The 17,247-nt window shown below is 74.1% G+C and carries 16 protein-coding genes; 2 read left to right on the top strand and 14 right to left on the bottom strand.

Annotated elements, in window-relative coordinates; translation table 11 throughout:
- Positions 1–351: 351 nt before the first annotated feature.
- The 5 genes from D476_RS0116980 to D476_RS0116960 all read right to left on the bottom strand — a co-directional run bounded on the left by D476_RS0116980 (position 352) and on the right by D476_RS0116960 (position 4,922).
- The gene (locus tag D476_RS0116980) at positions 352–1,233 is read right to left on the bottom strand and encodes an SAM-dependent methyltransferase (protein ID WP_017625128.1); all 882 of its coding nucleotides are present in this window, start codon (positions 1,231–1,233) and stop codon (positions 352–354) included.
- 210 nt (positions 1,234–1,443) lie between these two features.
- Entirely contained in the window at positions 1,444–1,881 is a 438-nt protein-coding gene (locus D476_RS0116975) for a thioesterase family protein (RefSeq protein ID WP_017625127.1), read from the bottom strand.
- Positions 1,878–2,906, bottom strand: coding sequence for a 3-hydroxyacyl-CoA dehydrogenase NAD-binding domain-containing protein (locus D476_RS0116970; protein ID WP_017625126.1), 1,029 nt, complete (start codon positions 2,904–2,906; stop codon positions 1,878–1,880). Before D476_RS0116970 ends, D476_RS0116975 begins: the two co-directional genes overlap by 4 nt.
- 166 nt (positions 2,907–3,072) lie before the next feature.
- Positions 3,073–3,972 (bottom strand): BKACE family enzyme, encoded by a 900-nt coding sequence (locus tag D476_RS0116965; RefSeq protein ID WP_017625125.1) that lies wholly within the window; start codon positions 3,970–3,972, stop codon positions 3,073–3,075.
- Positions 3,969–4,922 carry a TetR/AcrR family transcriptional regulator gene (locus D476_RS0116960; protein ID WP_051061767.1) on the bottom strand — a complete coding sequence of 318 codons (954 nt, stop codon included), beginning with the start codon at positions 4,920–4,922 and terminating at the stop codon, positions 3,969–3,971. Before D476_RS0116960 ends, D476_RS0116965 begins: the two co-directional genes overlap by 4 nt.
- Before the next feature lie 400 nt (positions 4,923–5,322).
- Here D476_RS0116960 and dnaK point away from each other — a divergent pair, with 400 nt between their 5' ends.
- Entirely contained in the window at positions 5,323–7,209 is a 1,887-nt protein-coding gene (gene dnaK, locus D476_RS0116955) for a molecular chaperone DnaK (RefSeq protein ID WP_017625123.1), read from the top strand.
- A gap of 140 nt (positions 7,210–7,349) precedes the next feature.
- Here the strand turns inward: dnaK and pcaC are convergent, their stop codons facing one another.
- From pcaC to D476_RS0116910, 9 genes are all read right to left on the bottom strand, one after another.
- Positions 7,350–7,760, bottom strand: coding sequence for a 4-carboxymuconolactone decarboxylase (pcaC, locus tag D476_RS0116950; RefSeq protein WP_017625122.1), 411 nt, complete (start codon positions 7,758–7,760; stop codon positions 7,350–7,352).
- A gap of 43 nt (positions 7,761–7,803) precedes the next feature.
- Positions 7,804–8,595 (bottom strand): 3-oxoadipate enol-lactonase, encoded by a 792-nt coding sequence (gene pcaD, locus D476_RS0116945; protein WP_017625121.1) that lies wholly within the window; start codon positions 8,593–8,595, stop codon positions 7,804–7,806.
- 133 nt (positions 8,596–8,728) lie between these two features.
- On the bottom strand, positions 8,729–10,063 hold the full coding sequence (locus D476_RS0116940) for a lyase family protein (RefSeq protein WP_017625120.1): 1,335 nt from the start codon (positions 10,061–10,063) through the stop codon (positions 8,729–8,731).
- Positions 10,064–10,388: 325 nt separating this feature from the next.
- Entirely contained in the window at positions 10,389–10,982 is a 594-nt protein-coding gene (pcaG, locus tag D476_RS0116935; RefSeq protein ID WP_026123582.1) for a protocatechuate 3,4-dioxygenase subunit alpha, read from the bottom strand.
- A complete protein-coding gene (pcaH, locus tag D476_RS0116930; RefSeq protein WP_017625118.1) occupies positions 10,982–11,773 on the bottom strand; it encodes a protocatechuate 3,4-dioxygenase subunit beta in 792 nt (263 codons plus the stop codon). Before pcaH ends, pcaG begins: the two co-directional genes overlap by 1 nt.
- Before the next feature lie 14 nt (positions 11,774–11,787).
- Complete coding sequence (locus tag D476_RS0116925; RefSeq protein WP_017625117.1) at positions 11,788–12,963, bottom strand: thiolase family protein; 1,176 nt, start codon at positions 12,961–12,963, stop codon at positions 11,788–11,790.
- Between the two features lie 57 nt (positions 12,964–13,020).
- On the bottom strand, positions 13,021–13,797 hold the full coding sequence (locus tag D476_RS0116920) for a CoA-transferase subunit beta (RefSeq protein WP_017625116.1): 777 nt from the start codon (positions 13,795–13,797) through the stop codon (positions 13,021–13,023).
- A complete protein-coding gene (locus tag D476_RS0116915; RefSeq protein ID WP_017625115.1) occupies positions 13,794–14,654 on the bottom strand; it encodes a CoA transferase subunit A in 861 nt (286 codons plus the stop codon). Before D476_RS0116915 ends, D476_RS0116920 begins: the two co-directional genes overlap by 4 nt.
- A gap of 688 nt (positions 14,655–15,342) precedes the next feature.
- Entirely contained in the window at positions 15,343–16,173 is an 831-nt protein-coding gene (locus D476_RS0116910) for an IclR family transcriptional regulator domain-containing protein (protein ID WP_017625114.1), read from the bottom strand.
- Between the two features lie 264 nt (positions 16,174–16,437).
- On the opposite strand from D476_RS0116910, the gene D476_RS0116905 reads away from it, so the two are divergent.
- Positions 16,438–17,247, top strand: an 810-nt coding sequence (locus D476_RS0116905) for an ABC transporter substrate-binding protein (RefSeq protein WP_017625113.1), incomplete at its 3' end; no start/stop codon positions are given.

Raw genomic sequence — 17,247 nt, 5'->3', positions numbered from 1 at the left:
CACCCGCGACGAACCGCATGAATACGGCGTCCGGAACCGAATCCCGGGCTGCGGTGCCGCCGGGTATGTCGACGCGGGTCACCTCCGCGGAACCTCCGTCCGGCCAGGTCAGCCCGCCGGACGAGGGATGAGCACCCTCGGTCGCCGGTGCCGACAACTCTTCGATGACCCGGTGACGGCGTCCGCTGAAGGGGTGAGGCTTTCTGCGGGATCGCGTCCTGCGGAATGGTGTGACTCATTTCGGATCTGCATCGCCATGAGCACCGGTCGCCTGGTCAGCACAGGTGTCCGAACGGCATCGGAGGGTTCCCCAACCCAGTGGACGCCGTCTTCGGCGGCCGCCCGGACCGTTCACGGCTTCTTCGCGATACCGCCGATGATGATGTGCTTATTGCGCGGCGGCATCACGTAGTTCCCCGCCTGGGCGCTCTCCTTCGGCAGGGGGCGCCAGTCGTTCAGCGGGACCAGGCCCGGACGCACCAGCGGCCACCCCTGGAAATAGGAGAGGATGTCCTCCCGGCCGCGCCAGAGGCCGTGGCCGAGCTTCTCCATGAACGCCTTCTCCAGGGCCGCCGCCCGCTTGGCGCTCTTGGGCGAGCGCGCGGCGTCCGGGCAGCAGAAATGGCTGATCACGAGGTGGCTTCCGGGGGCGAGCGCCTCGCACAGCTCGCGGGTGATCCCGCCCGGGTCCTCGTCGTCCTGCAGGTGGTGCAGGATCCCGCCGAGCATCAGCGCCACCGGCCGGTCCAGATCGATCAGCCCGGTGGCCACGGCCTCCTGCAGCACCGCCTTGGGGGCGGTCAGGTCGGCCTTGAGGACGATGGTGGTGTTGTTGTCGGCCAGCAGCGCACGCGCGTGCGCCAGCACCATGGGGTCCTTGTCGACGTAGACGACGCGGCCGTGCGGGGTGCTCTCGTGCACCACCTCGTGCACGTTGCCGTCGGTGGGCAGGCCCGAGCCGATGTCGAGGTACTGCTCGATCCCCGCCTCGGTCGCCAGGTAGCGCGCCGCGCGCTGCACGAACGCCCGGTTGCCCAGTGCCAGGTCGGTGACGCCCGGGACGACCCCCTCCGCGTAGTTCGCCATGTCGCGGTCGGCCGCGAAATGGTCCTTCCCGCCGAGGAAGTACGAATAGACGCGCGCGATCGACGGCTTGGTCAGGTCGATGTCGGGCGGCTCGGTGTACTTCTGGCCGGTCCGCTTCAGGAATTCGGGGGGGTCGGGTCGGGCCATCGGCGTCCCATCGTCATCCGGGGGGATAGCGCTACGCTCCGGAGTCTATTCCTCGCAGGCGCGCTTGGTAACCGCCGAATCGGGAACGGATGCGCCGAAACGGGCGCGTTCCCGGTGTTCGGCCTGATGCGGCCATGCCCTTCGCGGACCGGGACCGGTCTGGTATTCCGGCCGCGCCCCGGGCCCGGCCCGGGGCGCGGCCCTCCGGCGTCAGCCGATGGAGCGCCCCGCGTAGTCGGGGGCCTCCGCGATCCCGTCCGCCAAACGGGCGAGCACCTCTTCGGGGAAGGGCGCGGTGCCGCCGTTCACCTGGTCGACGTGGAGCGCCATGACCTCCTCGGTCGCGCGCAGCACGCCGTCCAGCCACATCTCGTGGCACACGCGGACCTTCTTGGCGCCCGCCGACACCACCCGCGTCCACACCTCCAGCTCCGCCTCGGGCGGGACCTCGCGCAGGTAGCGGACGTGCGCCTCGACCGTGTACAGCGAGCACCCGGTGCGCTCCCGGTACCCGGCGTCCATCCCCGCGCGCTCCATGAGCGCGTCGGTGGCGAACCCGAACACCAGCACGTAGTAGGCCTCGCTCAGGTGGCCGTTGTAGTCGATCCACTCGGGCAGGACCCGCTGGACCAGGTGCGGCCCGCTCACGCGCCGCCCCCTTCGGCGCCGCGGGCCCGCGCCTCGGCGGCCTCCTCGGCCTCGACCTCGGCCAGCGCCCGCATCACCGCGATCATCCGGCGGTCGCGCTGCTCGATCAGCTCGGCCGTGCTCCGCCCGGCCACCACCTCGTCGGTCCCGGCCACCATGGCGTCGCGCAGCCCGGCGGTGAGCTCGGGCGCCTCCAGCCGGGTCCACGGCGCCTCCAGCGACGGGCCGAAGTGGTCGAGCATGTGCGCCATGCCGCCCTCGCCGCCGGCCAGGTGGAAGGTCAGGCACGGACCGAAGAACGCCCAGCGCAGCCCCATCCCGGCGGTCATGGACAGGTCGATCTGCTCCACCGTGGCCTCGCCCTCGGCCACCATGTGCAGCGCCTCCCGCCAGGCCGCCTCCTGGATGCGGTTGCCGATGAAGCCCGGCAGCTCGGTGTCCATGGTGATGACCCGCTTGCCCGCGGCGCGGTAGAACTCCGAGGCCCACTCCACGGCCCAGCGCTCCGTGGACTCCCCGCCCACGACCTCCACCAGCGGCACCAGGTAGGGCGGGTTGAACGGGTGCCCCACCACCAGGCGCTCCGGCCGGGCGGCCTTGACCTGCATCTCGCTCATCGAGTAGCCGGAGGTGGAGGAGCCCACCACCACGTGCTCGGGCGCGGCCTCGTCGATCTCGGCGAGCAGGGAGATCTTCAGGTCGAGCCGCTCGGGGGCGCTCTCCTGCACGAAGTCGGCTCCGGCGACCGCCTCGGCCAGCGTGCCGGCGACGGTCAGCCGGTCCATCGACGCGCCCTCGGCCAGCCCCAGGCGCGTCAGCGCGGGCCAGGCCGAGGCGACCAGGCCGCGCAGCCTCCGCTCGGCGTCGGGGGCCGGGTCCCAGGCGCGCACGTCGTAGCCGCGGGCCAGGAAGTGCGCGACCCAGCCGCCGCCGATCACCCCCGCGCCCACACACGCGACCGTGCGCACCCCAACGGGCGCGGCCGTCGCCGCCGGGGCGCCCGGGGCGCCGTTCGTCTCCGCCATCGGACACATCCTTCTCATCGTCGGGAAACCGCATACGGGGGGTGCCCAGGAGCCTGCCGGGAGCGGCGTCGGGGCAGGCGAAGGGCGCCGCCCGCGGTGCGGCGGCGCCCGGCCCCCGGCCCCCGGCCCCCGGCCCAGGGGGCAGGGGCAGGACGGCAGGGAGGGGTCAGCGGGCGCTGCGCAGCTTGAGCTTGGCGCGGGCCTCATCCGGGGTGACGACCCGGGCGCCCAGGGCCTCGATGATGCCGCGGGCCTTCTCCACCAGCTGCCCGTTGGTGGCCTTGACCCCGCGGCTCAGGTAGAGGTTGTCCTCCAGGCCGACGCGCGCGTGCCCGCCCAGCAGCACCGACTGGGCCACCCACGGCATCTGCATGCGGCCGATCGCGAAGCTCGCCCACTCGGCGCCCTCGGGCAGCATCCGCACCATCGACTGCAGCACGCCCGGGTCGGCCGGGGCGCCGTAGGGGATGCCGGTGCACAGCTGGAACATGCTCGGGTCGTCGATGAGGCCCTCGGCGTACATCTGCTTGGCGAACCACAGGTGGCCGGTGTCGAAGATCTCCAGCTCCGGGCGCACGCCCAGCTCCTGGATGCGCTTGGCCCCGGCGCGCAGCATGTCCGGCGTGGAGATGTAGACGCTGCTGCCGTCGCCGAAGTTGAGGGTGCCGCAGTCGAGGGTGCAGATGTCGGGCAGCAGCTCCTCGACGTGCGGGAGCCGGTCCAGCCCGCCGACCAGGTCGGTCCCGGCGCCGAAGGCGAACGGGTCGTCCGTGCCGATCTCCAGGTCGCCGCCCATCCCGGCGGTCAGGTTGATGACGATGTCGGTGCCGGACGCCTTGATCCGCTCCACGACCTCGCGGTACAGCGCGTTGTCCCGGGAGGGGGCGCCGGTCTCGGGGTCGCGCACGTGGATGTGCACCGCGCTGGCCCCGGCCTCGGCGGCCTCCACCGCGGAGGCGGCGATCTGCTCGGGGGTGACCGGGACGTGCGGGCTGCGGCCCACGGTGTCCCCGGCGCCGGTCAGTGCCGCGGTCAGGATGACCTCGGTGTTCATGGTCTCGTTCACGGGGTCTCCTCGCTGGTGTGCCGGTTCTCGGCGGCCGGTGCGCCGCCTTCCGCCGATCCGCCGGACGCGGATCCGCCGGTCGGCGGCTCGATCTGGGTGGTGACGAAGTCGTGCAGGGTGGCGCGCATCCGCTCGACGGTGCGGCCGGGGCGCCCGGTGAGCACTTGGATGCCCAGGCCGTCGATGAGGGCGGTGAGGCGGACCGTCATCGCCTCGGGGTCCAGGTCGGCGCGGAAGGCCCCGGAGGCGGCGCCGTCGCGCAGCGTGCGGGCGATGGTGTCGTGCCACCGCTGGTAGGAGTCGGCGTGCAGCTCCCGCATCCGGGGGTCGAGCGCGGACTCGGTCCACACCTGCATCCAGATGGACCACTCCCGGGCCAGGTGCCCGGGGGAGGGCAGCTGCAGCTCGATGAGGCGCCGCAGGCGCTCGCGCGCGTCCTCGGTGCCGTGCAGGGCCGCGACCTGGCGGTCGAAGGCCTGCTTGACCGAGGAGCGCAGGGTCTCGTCGAGCAGTTCGCGCAGGGTGGGGAAGTGGTAGTGGATGGCCGCGCTGGACACCCCGCACTCGGCGGCGATGTCGGCGGTGCGCACCGAGTGGTAGCCGCGCTCGGCGATGAGCCGCCAGGCGGCGTCGGTGATCTGGCGCCGCCGCCCCTGCTCGCGCGCGGCCCGCACGTCCCGCCCCGCGTCGGGGGGCGGCTCGGTGGCCACCGCCAGGCGGGGCGCGGCCGAGACGCCGCCGTCGGCGGCGTCCTCGCCGTGCAGCAGCCAGTTGACGGTCACCCCGGCGGCGTCGGCGATGCGGACGAGCTCTTCGGCGGTGAAGCGCCGGGTGCCGCTGAGCGACTTGGAGAGCTTCGAGGCCTCCAGGCCCATATCGGCGGCGAACTCGCGCTGCGGACGCCCGGACCGCCGGATCACGTCGCGGACCCGGTGGCGCAGGCCCTCCATGTGGTCGGTCACGGGGGGTGACGCTAGCAGGGGTATAGCGATAATCGCAACGTCGCAACGGAGGTGATGCGACGGATCATCGCAGCGTGTATCGGATGTAGCCGGATGATCACGCCGAGGCGACCCACCTGACTGTCGAATCAGAAAGCGGAGCGGCGGCCCCTGGTCCCCGCAGGGGGCGCGGGGTCGGCCCGGGGTCCGGCCGCGGGGCCGGGGGCGGGCGGTGGTCCCGTGCGCCGCCCCGGCGCTCATCAAAGTTGAGTGAGGTCAACTCACCCCGATTGACGCGCCGGACGGTGTCGGGCAGTCTGTGGAGAGCGGTCACGGGTTGTGTCCGCTGGGCTCAACTTGTCTGCGCCATATCTGTTGAATCGCGAGGAGTCGGCGGAGGAAACTGCTCATGGCACGTGCGGTCGGTATCGACCTGGGAACGACCAACTCGGTCGTCTCGGTCCTGGAGGGCGGCGAGCCCACGGTCATCGCGAACGCCGAGGGCGCACGGACCACGCCGTCCGTCGTCGCCTTCGCCAAGAACGGCGAGTCCCTGGTCGGCGAGGTCGCCAAACGGCAGGCCGTGACCAACGTGGACCGGACCATCACGTCGGTGAAGCGGGAGATGGGCACGGACCGGAGCGAGGAGGTCGACGGCAAGACCTTCACACCGCAGCAGATCAGCGCCTTCGTGCTGCAGAAGCTCAAGCGGGACGCCGAGGCCTACCTCGGCGAGGAGGTCGCCGACGCGGTCGTCACCGTCCCGGCCTACTTCTCCGACCACCAGCGCCAGGCCACCAAGGAGGCGGGCACCATCGCGGGCCTGAACGTCCTGCGCATCATCAACGAGCCCACCTCCGCGGCCCTCGCCTACCACCTGGACAAGGAGAACGAGGCCACCATCCTCGTGTTCGACCTGGGCGGCGGCACCTTCGACGTGTCCCTGCTGGAGGTCGGCGACGGCGTGGTCGAGGTCAAGGCGACCTCGGGCGACAACCACCTGGGCGGCGACGACTGGGACCAGGCCGTGGTCGGCTGGCTGGTCGAGCGGTTCAAGGCCTCCAGCGGCATCGACCTGTCCAAGGACAGGATGGCGATGCAGCGGCTGCGCGAGGCCGCCGAGAAGGCCAAGATCGAGCTGTCCGGCTCCAGCGAGTCGGCGGTCAACCTGCCGTACGTGACGGCGTCGGCGGAGGGTCCGCTGCACCTGGACGAGAAGCTGACCCGCGCCGAGTTCCAGCGCCTGACCGGCGACCTGCTCGAGCGCACCAAGGCCCCGTTCCACCAGGTCATCGAGGACGCCGGGATCTCGGTGGGCGATATCGACCAGGTGGTGCTGGTGGGCGGCTCGACCCGCATGCCCGCGGTGGTGGAGCTGGTCAAGGAGCTGACCGGCGGCAAGGAGCCGAACAGGGGCGTCAACCCCGACGAGGTCGTGGCCATCGGCGCGGCCCTGCAGGCCGGCGTGCTCAGGGGCGAGGTCAAGGACGTCCTGCTGCTGGACGTCACCCCGCTGTCGCTGGGCATCGAGACCAAGGGCGGGGTGTTCACCCGGATCATCGACCGCAACACCACCATCCCGACCAAGCGGTCGGAGACCTTCTCCACCGCCGCCGACAACCAGCCCTCGGTCGGCATCCAGGTCTTCCAGGGCGAACGGGAGATCGCGGCCTACAACAAGAAGCTGGGCACCTTCAACCTCGACGGGATCCCGCCGTCGCCGCGCGGCGTGCCGCAGATCGAGGTCACCTTCGACATCGACGCCAACGGCATCGTCAACGTCTCGGCCAAGGACCTGGGCACCGGCAAGGCCCAGTCGGTGACCATCACCGGGGGCTCGGCCCTGGCGAAGGAGGACATCGACACGATGGTCCGCGAGGCCGAGAAGTACGCCGAGGAGGACCGCAGGCGCCGGGAGGACGCCGAGGTCCGCAACCAGGCCGACACCCTCGTCTACTCCACCGAGAAGTTCATGCGCGAGAACGCCGACACGGTCCCCGAGGACATCAGGAGCGAGGTCGAGGACGCCGTCGTCGAGGTGCGCCGGTCCCTGGACGGCGACGACACCGAGGCCGTCTCGGCCGCCAGCCGCAAGCTGAGCGAGGTCGGCCAGAAGATGGGCTCGGCCATCTACGGGGGGCGGCAGGCGGGCGCCGAGGGCGCGGACGCCGGGACCGGGGCCCCGACCGGCACGGGCGGCGATACCGGCGGCAGCACCGGCGGCGGCCAGGAGGAGGAGATCGTCGACGCCGAGATCGTCGACGACGACAAGGAGCAGGGCGGCAGGGGCGCCTGACGGAGCCGGGCCCGGAGGCCGGCAGCGGCCGGCCTCCCTCCCCTGCAGATGGGCAGTGTGTGCCCCGGTCAGTGGTCACAGGCCACCGGCGACCGCTGGGCCGGGGCACAGGCCCCCGACCGTTCCCGGCACCGCCCCGCTCACCCCTCTTCCAGCTCGGCCAGGACGCGCCGGGCGATGCCGAAGGCCTTGTTCGCGGCGGGCACGCCGCAGTACACGGCCGCCTGCAGGAACACCTCGCGGATCTCCTCCTCGGTCAGGCCGTTGCGTACCGCCGCGCGGACGTGCATGGCCACTTCGTCCCAGTGCCCCTTGGCGACCAGGGCCGTCAGCACCATGCAGCTGCGTGTCCGGCGGTCCAGCACCCCGTTCGTCCAGACCTCTCCCCAGGCGTAGCGGGTGATGAAGTCCTGGAACGGCTCGGTGAACTCCGTCTTCTGGGCCTCGGCGCGGTCGACGTGGGCGTCGCCCAGCACCTCGCGGCGGACCCGCATGCCCTCGGTGCGGCGGTGGCCGTCGGTCAGGTCGGCCCGCTCGGTCCGGTCGGTCACGGTCGGTCTCCTCCAGGGGGCGGCGGCGGTGGCGGGGGGCGGTTCAGGCGAAGTGCGCGACGAGCAGCCGGTTCACCTCGTCGGCGCACTCGCGGTTGGCCAGGTGCGCGCCCCCGTCCAGGACGTGGCGGCGGGCGCCGGGGACGGCCCGGGCGATGCGCTCGGCGTGCTCGGGCGGGGTCGCCGGGTCGTGCGCCCCGGCGACGACCAGCGTCGGCGCGGTGATGCGGCCCAGGTCCGCGCGCAGGTCCATGGCGGCGATCGCCTCGCAGCAGGCGGCATAGCCCTCGGCCGGGGTGGAGGCCACGGTCCGCCGCATCCGCGCGGCCTCGTCGGGGTTCGCGGCGGCGTAGCCGGGGGTGAACCAGCGTCCGACCACGGCCTCGGCCACCGCCCCGGCCCCGTGCGCGCGCACGGTCGCCGCGCGGTCGGTCCAGTTCTCCGGCGGCCCGAGCCAGGCGGCCGTGCACATCAGCGCGAGCCGGCCGATCCGCTCGGGGGCGTTGGCCGCCAGCCACATGCCGACCATGCCGCCGAGGGACAGCCCGGTGAAGCCGACCCGGTCCAGGCCGAGGCGGTCGAGCAGGTCGAGCACGTCGGCGCCCAGGTCGGCGATGGTCGTGGGCCCGTCGGGGACGGGGGAGCGGCCGTGCCCGCGGTGGTCGAAGCGGACCACCCGCAGGCCGGCCGCGGTCAGCGCTTCGGCCTGCGGGTCCCACATCTCCAGCGTGCTGCCGAGCGACCCGGCCAGTACGACGGCGGGCGCGCCGTCGGGCCCGGAGTCCACCGCATGGAGGCCGCCCGCGATGGGGTGTCCGGTCGACTGTGCGGTCAAGGGGGTACCTCCGTTCGTCGGTTCCTGCTCCGCGGCCTCTGCTGCCCCTGGGGCCGTGAGTGCCGCTTCCGCTGGTCGCATCCTGCGTCGCCGGTCCCCGGATCCGGTGGACGCACCCCGGACGGGCGTGTCCCTACCACGGCCTTTCCGGGCGGGTGCGGTAGGCGTCCAGCGCCGCGTCGATGAACGTGTCGGCCGCGCCCAGGTACGCGGCCGGGTCCAGCAGTTCCCGGATCCGCTCGGCCGTGCGGCGCCCGGCCAGCCTCCGGTCCAGGACCCCGGCCAGGTCCGCCCCCGACCCGGCCGCCTCCCGGCACGCCTCCCGCACCAGGTCGTGCGCGTCCAGCCTGCCCAGCTCGGGGGCCAGGTCGGAGGCGACGCGCTCGGCCATCGGCACCCCCCCCGCCAGCTCCAGGTTGGCGCGCATCCGCTCCGGGTCCACGCGCAGCCGCTCCAGGGCGTCGGCCGTCCACGCCGCCGCCGACCCGGTCGCGCACAGCAGCCGGTCGAAGGCCTGCCACTCGGCCTGCCAGGGCCCTGCCGCGCGCTGGTGCGGCTGGTGGATCTGCGCGGTGAGCAGCGTCGCCGCCAGCCCCGGCACCTGCTCGGCGCAGGCCCGCGCCGACACCGCCGCCACCGGGTTGCGCTTGTGCGGCATCGCCGACGACCCGCCGACCCCCGGCCCGGCCTCCTCGGCGACCTCGCCGACCTCGGTCTGCGCCAGCAGCACCAGGTCCCCGGAGACCTTGCCGCAGGCCGCCGCCGTCCGCGCGGCCGCCGAGGCCACCGCCGTCAGCGGCCCCCGGTCGGTGTGCCAGGGCAGGGCGGGGCGGGCCAGGCCCAGCCGGTCGGCGAAGGCGGCGGCGACCGCCGGGCCGCGGTCGCCGAGCGAGGCCAGGGTGCCCGCCGCCCCGCCCAGCTGCGCCGGGGTGCGGTCCAGCTCGGTGCGCAGGGCGTCGGCCGCCCCCGTCACCGCGTGCAGCCACCCGGCGGCGACCAGCCCGAACGTGGTCGGCAGGGCCTGCTGGAGCAGGGTGCGGCCGGGCATCACCGTGCGCCGGTGCTCCTCGGCCAGCCCGGCCAGCGCGCACGCGGCCCGGTCGGCTTCGGCGAGGGCGGCGCCCCCGGCGCGCCGGGCCACCAGCACCGCGGCGGTGTCCATGACGTCCTGGCTGGTCGCCCCCTGGTGCACGTGCCGCGCCGCGGGCCCCTCCACGGCCCGGGCCAGCTCCCGGACCAGCGGGACGACGGGGTTGGCCGAGTCGGCGGCGCTCCGGGCCGCGGAGGCCGCGTCCACGCGGCCGTCCCTGCGCGCGGCCTCCACGGCCTCGGCGTCCTCGGGCGCGGCCAGGCCCACCCGGACGAGCGCGTGCACCAGCGCGGCCTCGGCGTCGAGCATCGCCCGGAGCCAGGCCTGCTCGCCGGTCTCATCCGCGACGGCGCCGCGGGCGAACATGTCTCCGAACACGACTGCACCTCCTTGATCACGGTCGCCGACCGGTTCCCCCGGTGGCCCCCGACCGGGTCGTCGACGGCCGCGTCCCGCGCCCCACGGGCGGCCCACCGTGCCGTTCCCGCCTCCGTCGTCCGGTCCCCTTCGACCCGTGCGGTTCCCACTCGGCCCGGGCATCCCTGCCGCGGGGCCCGGACGGCCGCCCGGGTGGGGTGGGACGGCGTCGACCGCTGTCCGCCCCGAGGGGGACGCGATCCCGGCGGCGTCTCGATCGAGGCGGTATCTCTGCAGGTCGACCCATCGGTTCGAGTGAGACAGGACATCTGTACTCCGTCCTCGGTCAGATGTCGAAGAACACCGTCTCTCCTTCCCCCTGGAGGCGGATGTCGAAGCGGTAGCCGTCCTTCGCCGCGCCCGCCACCAGGGTGGCCCGCTCTTCGGGATCGGTGATGGACGACAGCACCGGGTCCCGCCCGTTCGCCTCCTCCTCGTCGGGGAAGTACACCCGCGTCACCGTGCGGCGCAGCATCCCGCGCGCGAAGACCGACACGTCGATGTGCGGCGCCTGCAGGGCCGGTCGGCCCGCGGACCCCGACGACCCGGCGGACCCCGCCTGACCCGGCACCGGCCCCGGCTTGAGGGTGTACACGGCCCACCGGCCCGCCTCGTCGGTCGGGCACCGGCCGAACCCCCGGAACCCGTCGCGGCGCACCGCGCCCCGCGGGTCGTCCGGGTGGTCGAACCTGCCCTCCGGGTCGGCCTGCCACGTCTCGACCAGCGCGTCCGGGACCGGCGCTCCGGCGCCGTCGGTGACCGTGCCCCGCAGCCACACGCCCCCCGGCGCGCCCTGCCGGAGCGCATAGGGCCCATCCGGCCACGGAAGCCCGAGGTGCAGGTACGGCCCGACGGTCTGTGAAGGTGTCGTTGGCTCCATCAGTCGTCGTCCTCCAGCGCCAGCTCGTGCTCGAACACCGTCGACTCGCGCCCGCGCAGCACGATGTCCCACGTGTACGCCAGCGCCCACTCCGGTTCGGTGCGCTCGTGGTCGTAGCGCGCCACCAGCCGCTCGCGCGCCTGCGGGTCGGGGATGGAGTTCCACATGGGGTCCTGGAAGAACAGCGGGTCCCCGGGGAAGTACATCTGCGTCACCAGCCGCTGGGTGAACGCCCGCCCGAACAGGGAGAAGTGGATGTGCGCGGGCCGCCAGGCGTTGTCGTGGTTCTTCCACGGGTAGGCGCCGGGGCGGATGGTGGTGAAGGAGTACCACCCCACGGCGTCGGTGACCGTCCGCCCCGCCCCGGTGAAGTTCGGGTCGAGCGGGCACGGCCAGTTGTCGCCCTTGTGCCGGTACCGGCCCCCGGCGTTGGCCTGCCAGATCTCCACGAGGGTGTGCGGCACCGGGCGCCCGTCGGCGTCCAGGACGCGTCCCTGCAGGGTGATCCGCTGGCCCTGGGGCTCGCCGTCGTGCCGGCGGGTCAGGTCGTGGTCCAGCGGCCCGATCCGGTCCTCGCCCAGCAGCGGCCCGGTGACCTCGGTCAGCAGGTGCGGCAGGACCTTCAGCGGGCGCCGCGGGTGGCGCAGTGCGGTGCTGAGGTACCCGGGGTAGTCCAGTGGCGGGTGCACGCCGGGGTCCCGGCGGTAGCCCGGGACGGCGGGCGCGGCCCGCCCCGCCGCCGTGTCCTGCTCCTCGGCCGTATCCCGGCCCGCGGCCGTGTCCTGGCCCATGGTCCCGTCTCCTCTCACGCGTGCAGCACGGCGGCCAGGCCCTGCCCGACGCCGATGCAGATGGCGGCCAGCCCCCACCCGCCGCCACGGCGGCGCAGCTCATGGGCGAGCGAGCCCAGGATGCGCGCGCCGGAGGCGCCCAGCGGGTGACCGATGGCGATCGCCCCGCCGTTGGGGTTGACGATGTCCGGGTCCAGCCCGTCCCAGCTGCGCACGCACGCCAGCGCCTGGGCGGCGAAGGCCTCGTTGAGCTCGACCGCCGCCAGGTCGCCCCAGCCGATCCCGGCCCGGCGCAGCGCGGTCTCGGCGGCCGCCACCGGGCCGACCCCGAACCGGTTCGGCTCGACCGCGGCCACGCCCCGGCTGACGATGCGCGCCAGCGGCTCGCGCCCCGCCGCCCGCGCCGCCTCGGCGTCGCCGACCAGCAGCGCGGCGGCGCCGTCGTTGAGCGGGGAGGCGTTGCCCGCGGTGATGGTGCCCTCGTCGCGGAAGGCGGGCTTGAGCCCGGCCAGCTTCTCGGCGGAGGTCTCGCGGATGCTCTCGTCGCGCTCCAGCTCCGCCCCGGGCACGTCCACCACCTCGTCGGCGAAGACGCCCTTGGCCCAGGCGGCGGCCGCGCGCTCGTGGCTGCGCAGGGCGAAGGCGTCCTGGTCCTCGCGCGCGATCCCGAACTCGTCGGCGATCTGCTCGGTGCACTCGCCCAGGGACGCGGTCCAGGCGGGTTCCATGCGCGGGTTGACCATCCGCCACCCCAGGGTGGTCGAGTGCAGGGTCTGGTGCCCGGCGGGGAAGCCCTTCTCGGGCTTGGCCATCACCCACGGGGCGCGGCTCATCGACTCCACGCCCCCGGCGATCACCAGGGACGCGTCGCCCACGGCCACCGCCCGGTTGGCGGCGATGACCGCCTCCAGCCCCGACCCGCACAACCGGTTCAGGGTGGCCCCGGGGACGCTGACCGGGAGTCCCGCCAGGAGGGCCGCCATCCGTGCCACGTTGCGGTTGTCCTCTCCGGCGCCGTTGGCGTCGCCGAAGTAGAGGTCGTCGACGGCGGCCGGGTCGAGCCCGGGGGAGCGCGCGGTGAGGCCGGAGACCGCGTGCGCGGCCAGGTCGTCGGGGCGGATGCCGGACAGGGCGCCGCCGTAGCGCCCGAACGGGGTGCGGACGGCGTCGATGACGTACACGTCGTTCACGGTGGGGCCTCCAGGGGACGGTCGGGGCGGGCGTGGACGGTCGTGGGCGGGGGCGGGTCAGCCCCGTCCGGTGAGCGAGCGCAGCACCGCCAGCTCGTGCGGCTCGGGTGCGGGGGTGGTGGCCAGGTCCGGGGCGAGGGCCAGGTCCCACCCGGTGGCCTCGCGCGCCCGTTCGGCGGTGACGCCCGGGTGGACGGAGGTGAGCACCAGCTCGCGGGTGCGCGGGTCGGGCTCCAGCACCCCCAGGTCGGTGATGACGCGCACCGGCCCGGCGCCGCGCAGCCCGAGGCGCTCCCGGTCGCCGGGGCCGCTCCCGTGGCCGACCGATGTGGTGAAGTCGACCCGCTCGACGAAGGTGCGCGGGGTCTGCCGCACGATCACGATGACCCGCCCGCAGGAGGCCGCGATCTCGGGGGCCCCGCCGGCGCCGGGCAGGCGTACCGCCGGGGCGTCGTAGTCGCCGATGGCGGTGGTGTTGATGTTGCCGAACCGGTCGATCTGGGCGGCGCCGAGGAAGCCGGTGTCGATCCGCCCGGCCTGCAGCCAGTAGTTGAACACCTCGGTGACCGGGACGACGCTGTCGGCGGTCTCGGCCAGTTCGCCGTCGCCGATGGACAGCGGCAGTGTGGCGGGGGAGGCGCCCAGGGTGCCCGACTCGTAGACCATCCACAGGTCGGGGGCGTGCGTGCGGCGGGCCAGGTTGGCGGCGGTGCTGGGCAGGCCGATGCCGACGAAGCAGGAGGTGCCGTCGGCCAGCGCGCGGGCGGCGGTGACCGTCATGACCTCGTCGGCGTCGGCCGCGGAGGGGGAGGGCAGGGACTCGGTGGCGGTCATGCGGTCTGTTCCTCCCTGTCCTCGCCGTGTGCCCGGTCCGGGGCCCCGGGGCGGCCCGCGGCGCCGAACACCTCGTCGTCGAGCCATGCGGTGAAGCGGTCGCGGTCCCGGCTGACGGCGTCCCAGGCGCGGTAGGCGTCATTGTCGCGGACGTAGTAGCCGTGGGCATAGGAGGGGCGCGCCCCGCCGGGCACGGGGGAGACCGCGGTGACGACCCGGGAGGGCAGGACGACCTGGCCGGGGACCGGTTCCAGGGTGTCGACGACCTCCTCGACGGTGACCAGGGCGCGGTCGGCGGCCAGCACCGCCTCCTTCTGCACTCCGGTGATGCCCCACATCTGCACGTTGCCCGCGCGGTCGGCGCGCTGGGCGTGCACGATCGCCACGTCGGGGTTGAGCGCGGGCACGGCGGCCAGCTCCTCCCCGGTGAAGGGGCAGGTGATGGGCTTGATGGTGGGGGTGCGCCCGACGAGGTCGGTTCCGGCGTAGCCGCGCAGCACGGCGAAGGGAAGTCCGGCGGCTCCGGCGGCGTAGCGGTTGGCCATCCCGGCGTGGCTGTGCTCCTCCAGCTCCAGGGGGCGGGGCCAGCCGTTGCCGACGGCGTCGCGGAACCGGTGCAGCGAGCCCACCCCGGGGTTGCCGCCCCAGGAGAACACGAGCTTGCGGGCGCACCCGGCGCCGATCATGCGGTCGTAGACGATGTCGGGGGTCATCCGCACCAGGGTCAGGTCGCGCCGCCCCTGCCGGATGACCTCGTGACCGGCCTCCACCGGGATGAGGTGGGTGAACCCCTCCATGGCGACCGTGTCCCCGTCGCGGACGAGCTCGGCCACGGCCCGGTCCAACGGCAGGATCATCGCGCCCCCTCTCGTTCGGATAGCGCATCATTGTTCTCTTTGCGAACACCCAGGACGTTACTGTCGCCCGGACCGTCGGTCAAGGCATGGCGGCATATGGCGCCCCGCCCGAGGCGGGGCGCGGGACGCCGACGGCGGGGCTGGTGCCCGCTTTCGGCCCCGGCCGGACGGCGGGTCGGCGGGGTGTGGTGGAGGGCGGCGACGAAGGAGGTCGGTGACCCTTCCGGCAGCGCTGTCGAGCGCAGCGCGTGTGCGTGGTCGCTGTTCTGGGCGGCGACGGAGTGAGCCGGGCGGTTCCCCGGCCCCGCCGCCCGGCAAGCAGGGCCCGGGAACCGCCCCGCTTCTGCCGTCGCCGCCCAGAACAGCGACCACGCACACTCCGTGCAATCGTCGGCGCTGCCGCAAGGGCCGCCGACCTCCGTCGTCGTTGCCCTTCCGCCCCGCACTCCGCTGACCTGTCGCCCGGCTGGGGCCTGTGAGCGGGGGACCGGCTCTGCCGTCGCTGCCCTCTCCAGATACCACGCACACGCCGGGCGGCCGACAGTGCTGCAGGTGGGGGCGCCCTCATGCGTCGTCGTCGGCCTCTGCCCGCACTCCGCCCGCTCGGCGCCCGGCCGGGGCCGGAGCGGGGTGCCCGGTCTGCCGTTTCCGCCCTCCGGTCCGCCTCTCGGTGGCGGGTCCCGGGGCCTTACGCCCGTGCCGGGCCCGAGGTGCGTGAGGCGATCTCCAGGTCGGCCTCGATGCGGGCGACCGTGGCCAGGAGGGAGGGCAGGATCTCGGTGCGCAGTCCGCGTACCGGCATGCGGCTGGCCTGGACCGACACGTTCGCGGCGGCCACGACCCGGCCGTCCCGGTCGCGGATCGGGGCCGCAACCGAGCGCAGGCCCTCCTCCAGCTCCTGGTCCACGATGGCCCACCCCTGGGCGCGCACCCGGTCCAGCTCGGCGCGCAGGGCCTCCGCGTCGGCGACGGTGTGCGCGGTGAGCGCGGGCACCTCCAGCCGGGCCAGGTAGGCCTCCAGCTCGCCGTCGGGCCGCCCGGCCAGCAGCACTCGGCCCATGGAGGTCACGCAGGCCGGGAAGCGGGTGCCGACGCTGATCGCGACCGTCATGATCCTGGAGGTCGCGGCGCGGGCCACGTACACCACGTCGTCTCCGTCCAGGACCGAGACCGACGACGACTCGCGCACCTCGGCGGCCAGCGCCTGCAGGTGCGGCTGGGCCACCTCGGGCAGCCCCGCCGCCGACAGGTAGGAGTACCCCAGCTCCAGCACGCGCGGGGTGAGCCCGAACAGGCGGCCGTCGAAGCGCACGTACCCCAGGTCGGCCAGGGTGAGCAGGAATCGGCGGGCGGCCGCGCGGGTCAGCCCGGTGGCGCGGGCGACCTCGCTGAGCGTCATCTCCGGCCGCTCGGCGGAGAAGGCCCGGACGACCCCGAGGCCGCGCTCCAGGGACTGGACGAAGTGGTCGCCGCGCGGCCCGGGTGCGGTGGGGCCGGTGTCGGAGTCGGTGTCGGACATGCGCTCCCTTTCGGTCCCGGAAATGTTCTCATACCGAACAGGGTGGGCGCGGAGGACGGCCGGGGGCGGCGGACAGAGGTCCGGTGGTCCGATCTCGTTAGGGATCGACCGGCTGGTCACCGTCGGTGAGGCCGCCGTATGGGGTTGACGCTGGCTGGAGCGTCAATTACGTTCGCCAACAGAACGGCCGTTCGCAAGACGCACAAACCCCCTCTCGGGTGGGCGCCCCGGCGCCCGCCGCACCCCCCTGCGAATGGAGAGCCGATGCGTCACAGACTCCTGTCCGCCGCCGCGGCCGCGGCGGCGCTCGCCCTGGCCGCGAGCGCCTGCGGCGGCGGAGGGGACGACGGGGACGGCACGCGCACCATCACGGTCGGAGCCATCCCCATCGTCGACCTCGCCCCCCTGCACCTCGCCGTAGAGCAGGGCTTCTTCGCCGACCGCGGCCTGGAGGCCGAGATCCGCAACATCAGCGGCGGCGCCCAGGCGGTCCCCGGTGTGGCCGCCGGCGATCTCGACTTCGCCTTCGGCAACGTCACCTCCCTGCTGGTGGCCCGCGACGCCGGGCTGCCCATGCAGGTGGTCGCCAACGGTGCGGCCACCACCGGCGAGCAGGGCGCCGACGTCAGCGCCGTCGTGGTGCCCGAGGGCAGCCCCATCGAGTCCCCCGCCGACCTGGAGGGCGCCACCGTCGCCGTGAACAACCTGGAGAACATCGGCGACACCACCGTGCGCAACTCGGTCCGCAAGGACGGCGGCGACCCCTCCGAGGTCGGGTTCACCGAACTCCCGTTCCCCGACATGCCCGCCGCGTTGGAGAACGAGGAGGTCGACGCCGCCTGGATGGCCGAACCCTTCCTGACCACCTCCTTGGAGGCGGGCGCCACCGAGATCGCCTCGAACTTCGTCGACGCCCACCCGAAGCTGTCCATGGCGACCTACTTCACCTCCGAACAGCTCTTGGCCGAGGACCCGGAGCTGGTCGCCGACTTCACCGCCGCCATGGAAGAGGGCCTGGCCTACGCCGAGGAGAACCCCGATGAGGTGCGGCGCATCCTCGGTGAGTACACCGAG

The sequence above is a fragment of the Nocardiopsis chromatogenes YIM 90109 genome, assembly GCF_000341185.1.
Classification (GTDB): domain Bacteria; phylum Actinomycetota; class Actinomycetes; order Streptosporangiales; family Streptosporangiaceae; genus Nocardiopsis_A; species Nocardiopsis_A chromatogenes.
The sequence above is the reverse complement of the archived record's forward strand: the minus strand, read 5'-3'. Positions and strand labels throughout refer to the sequence as shown.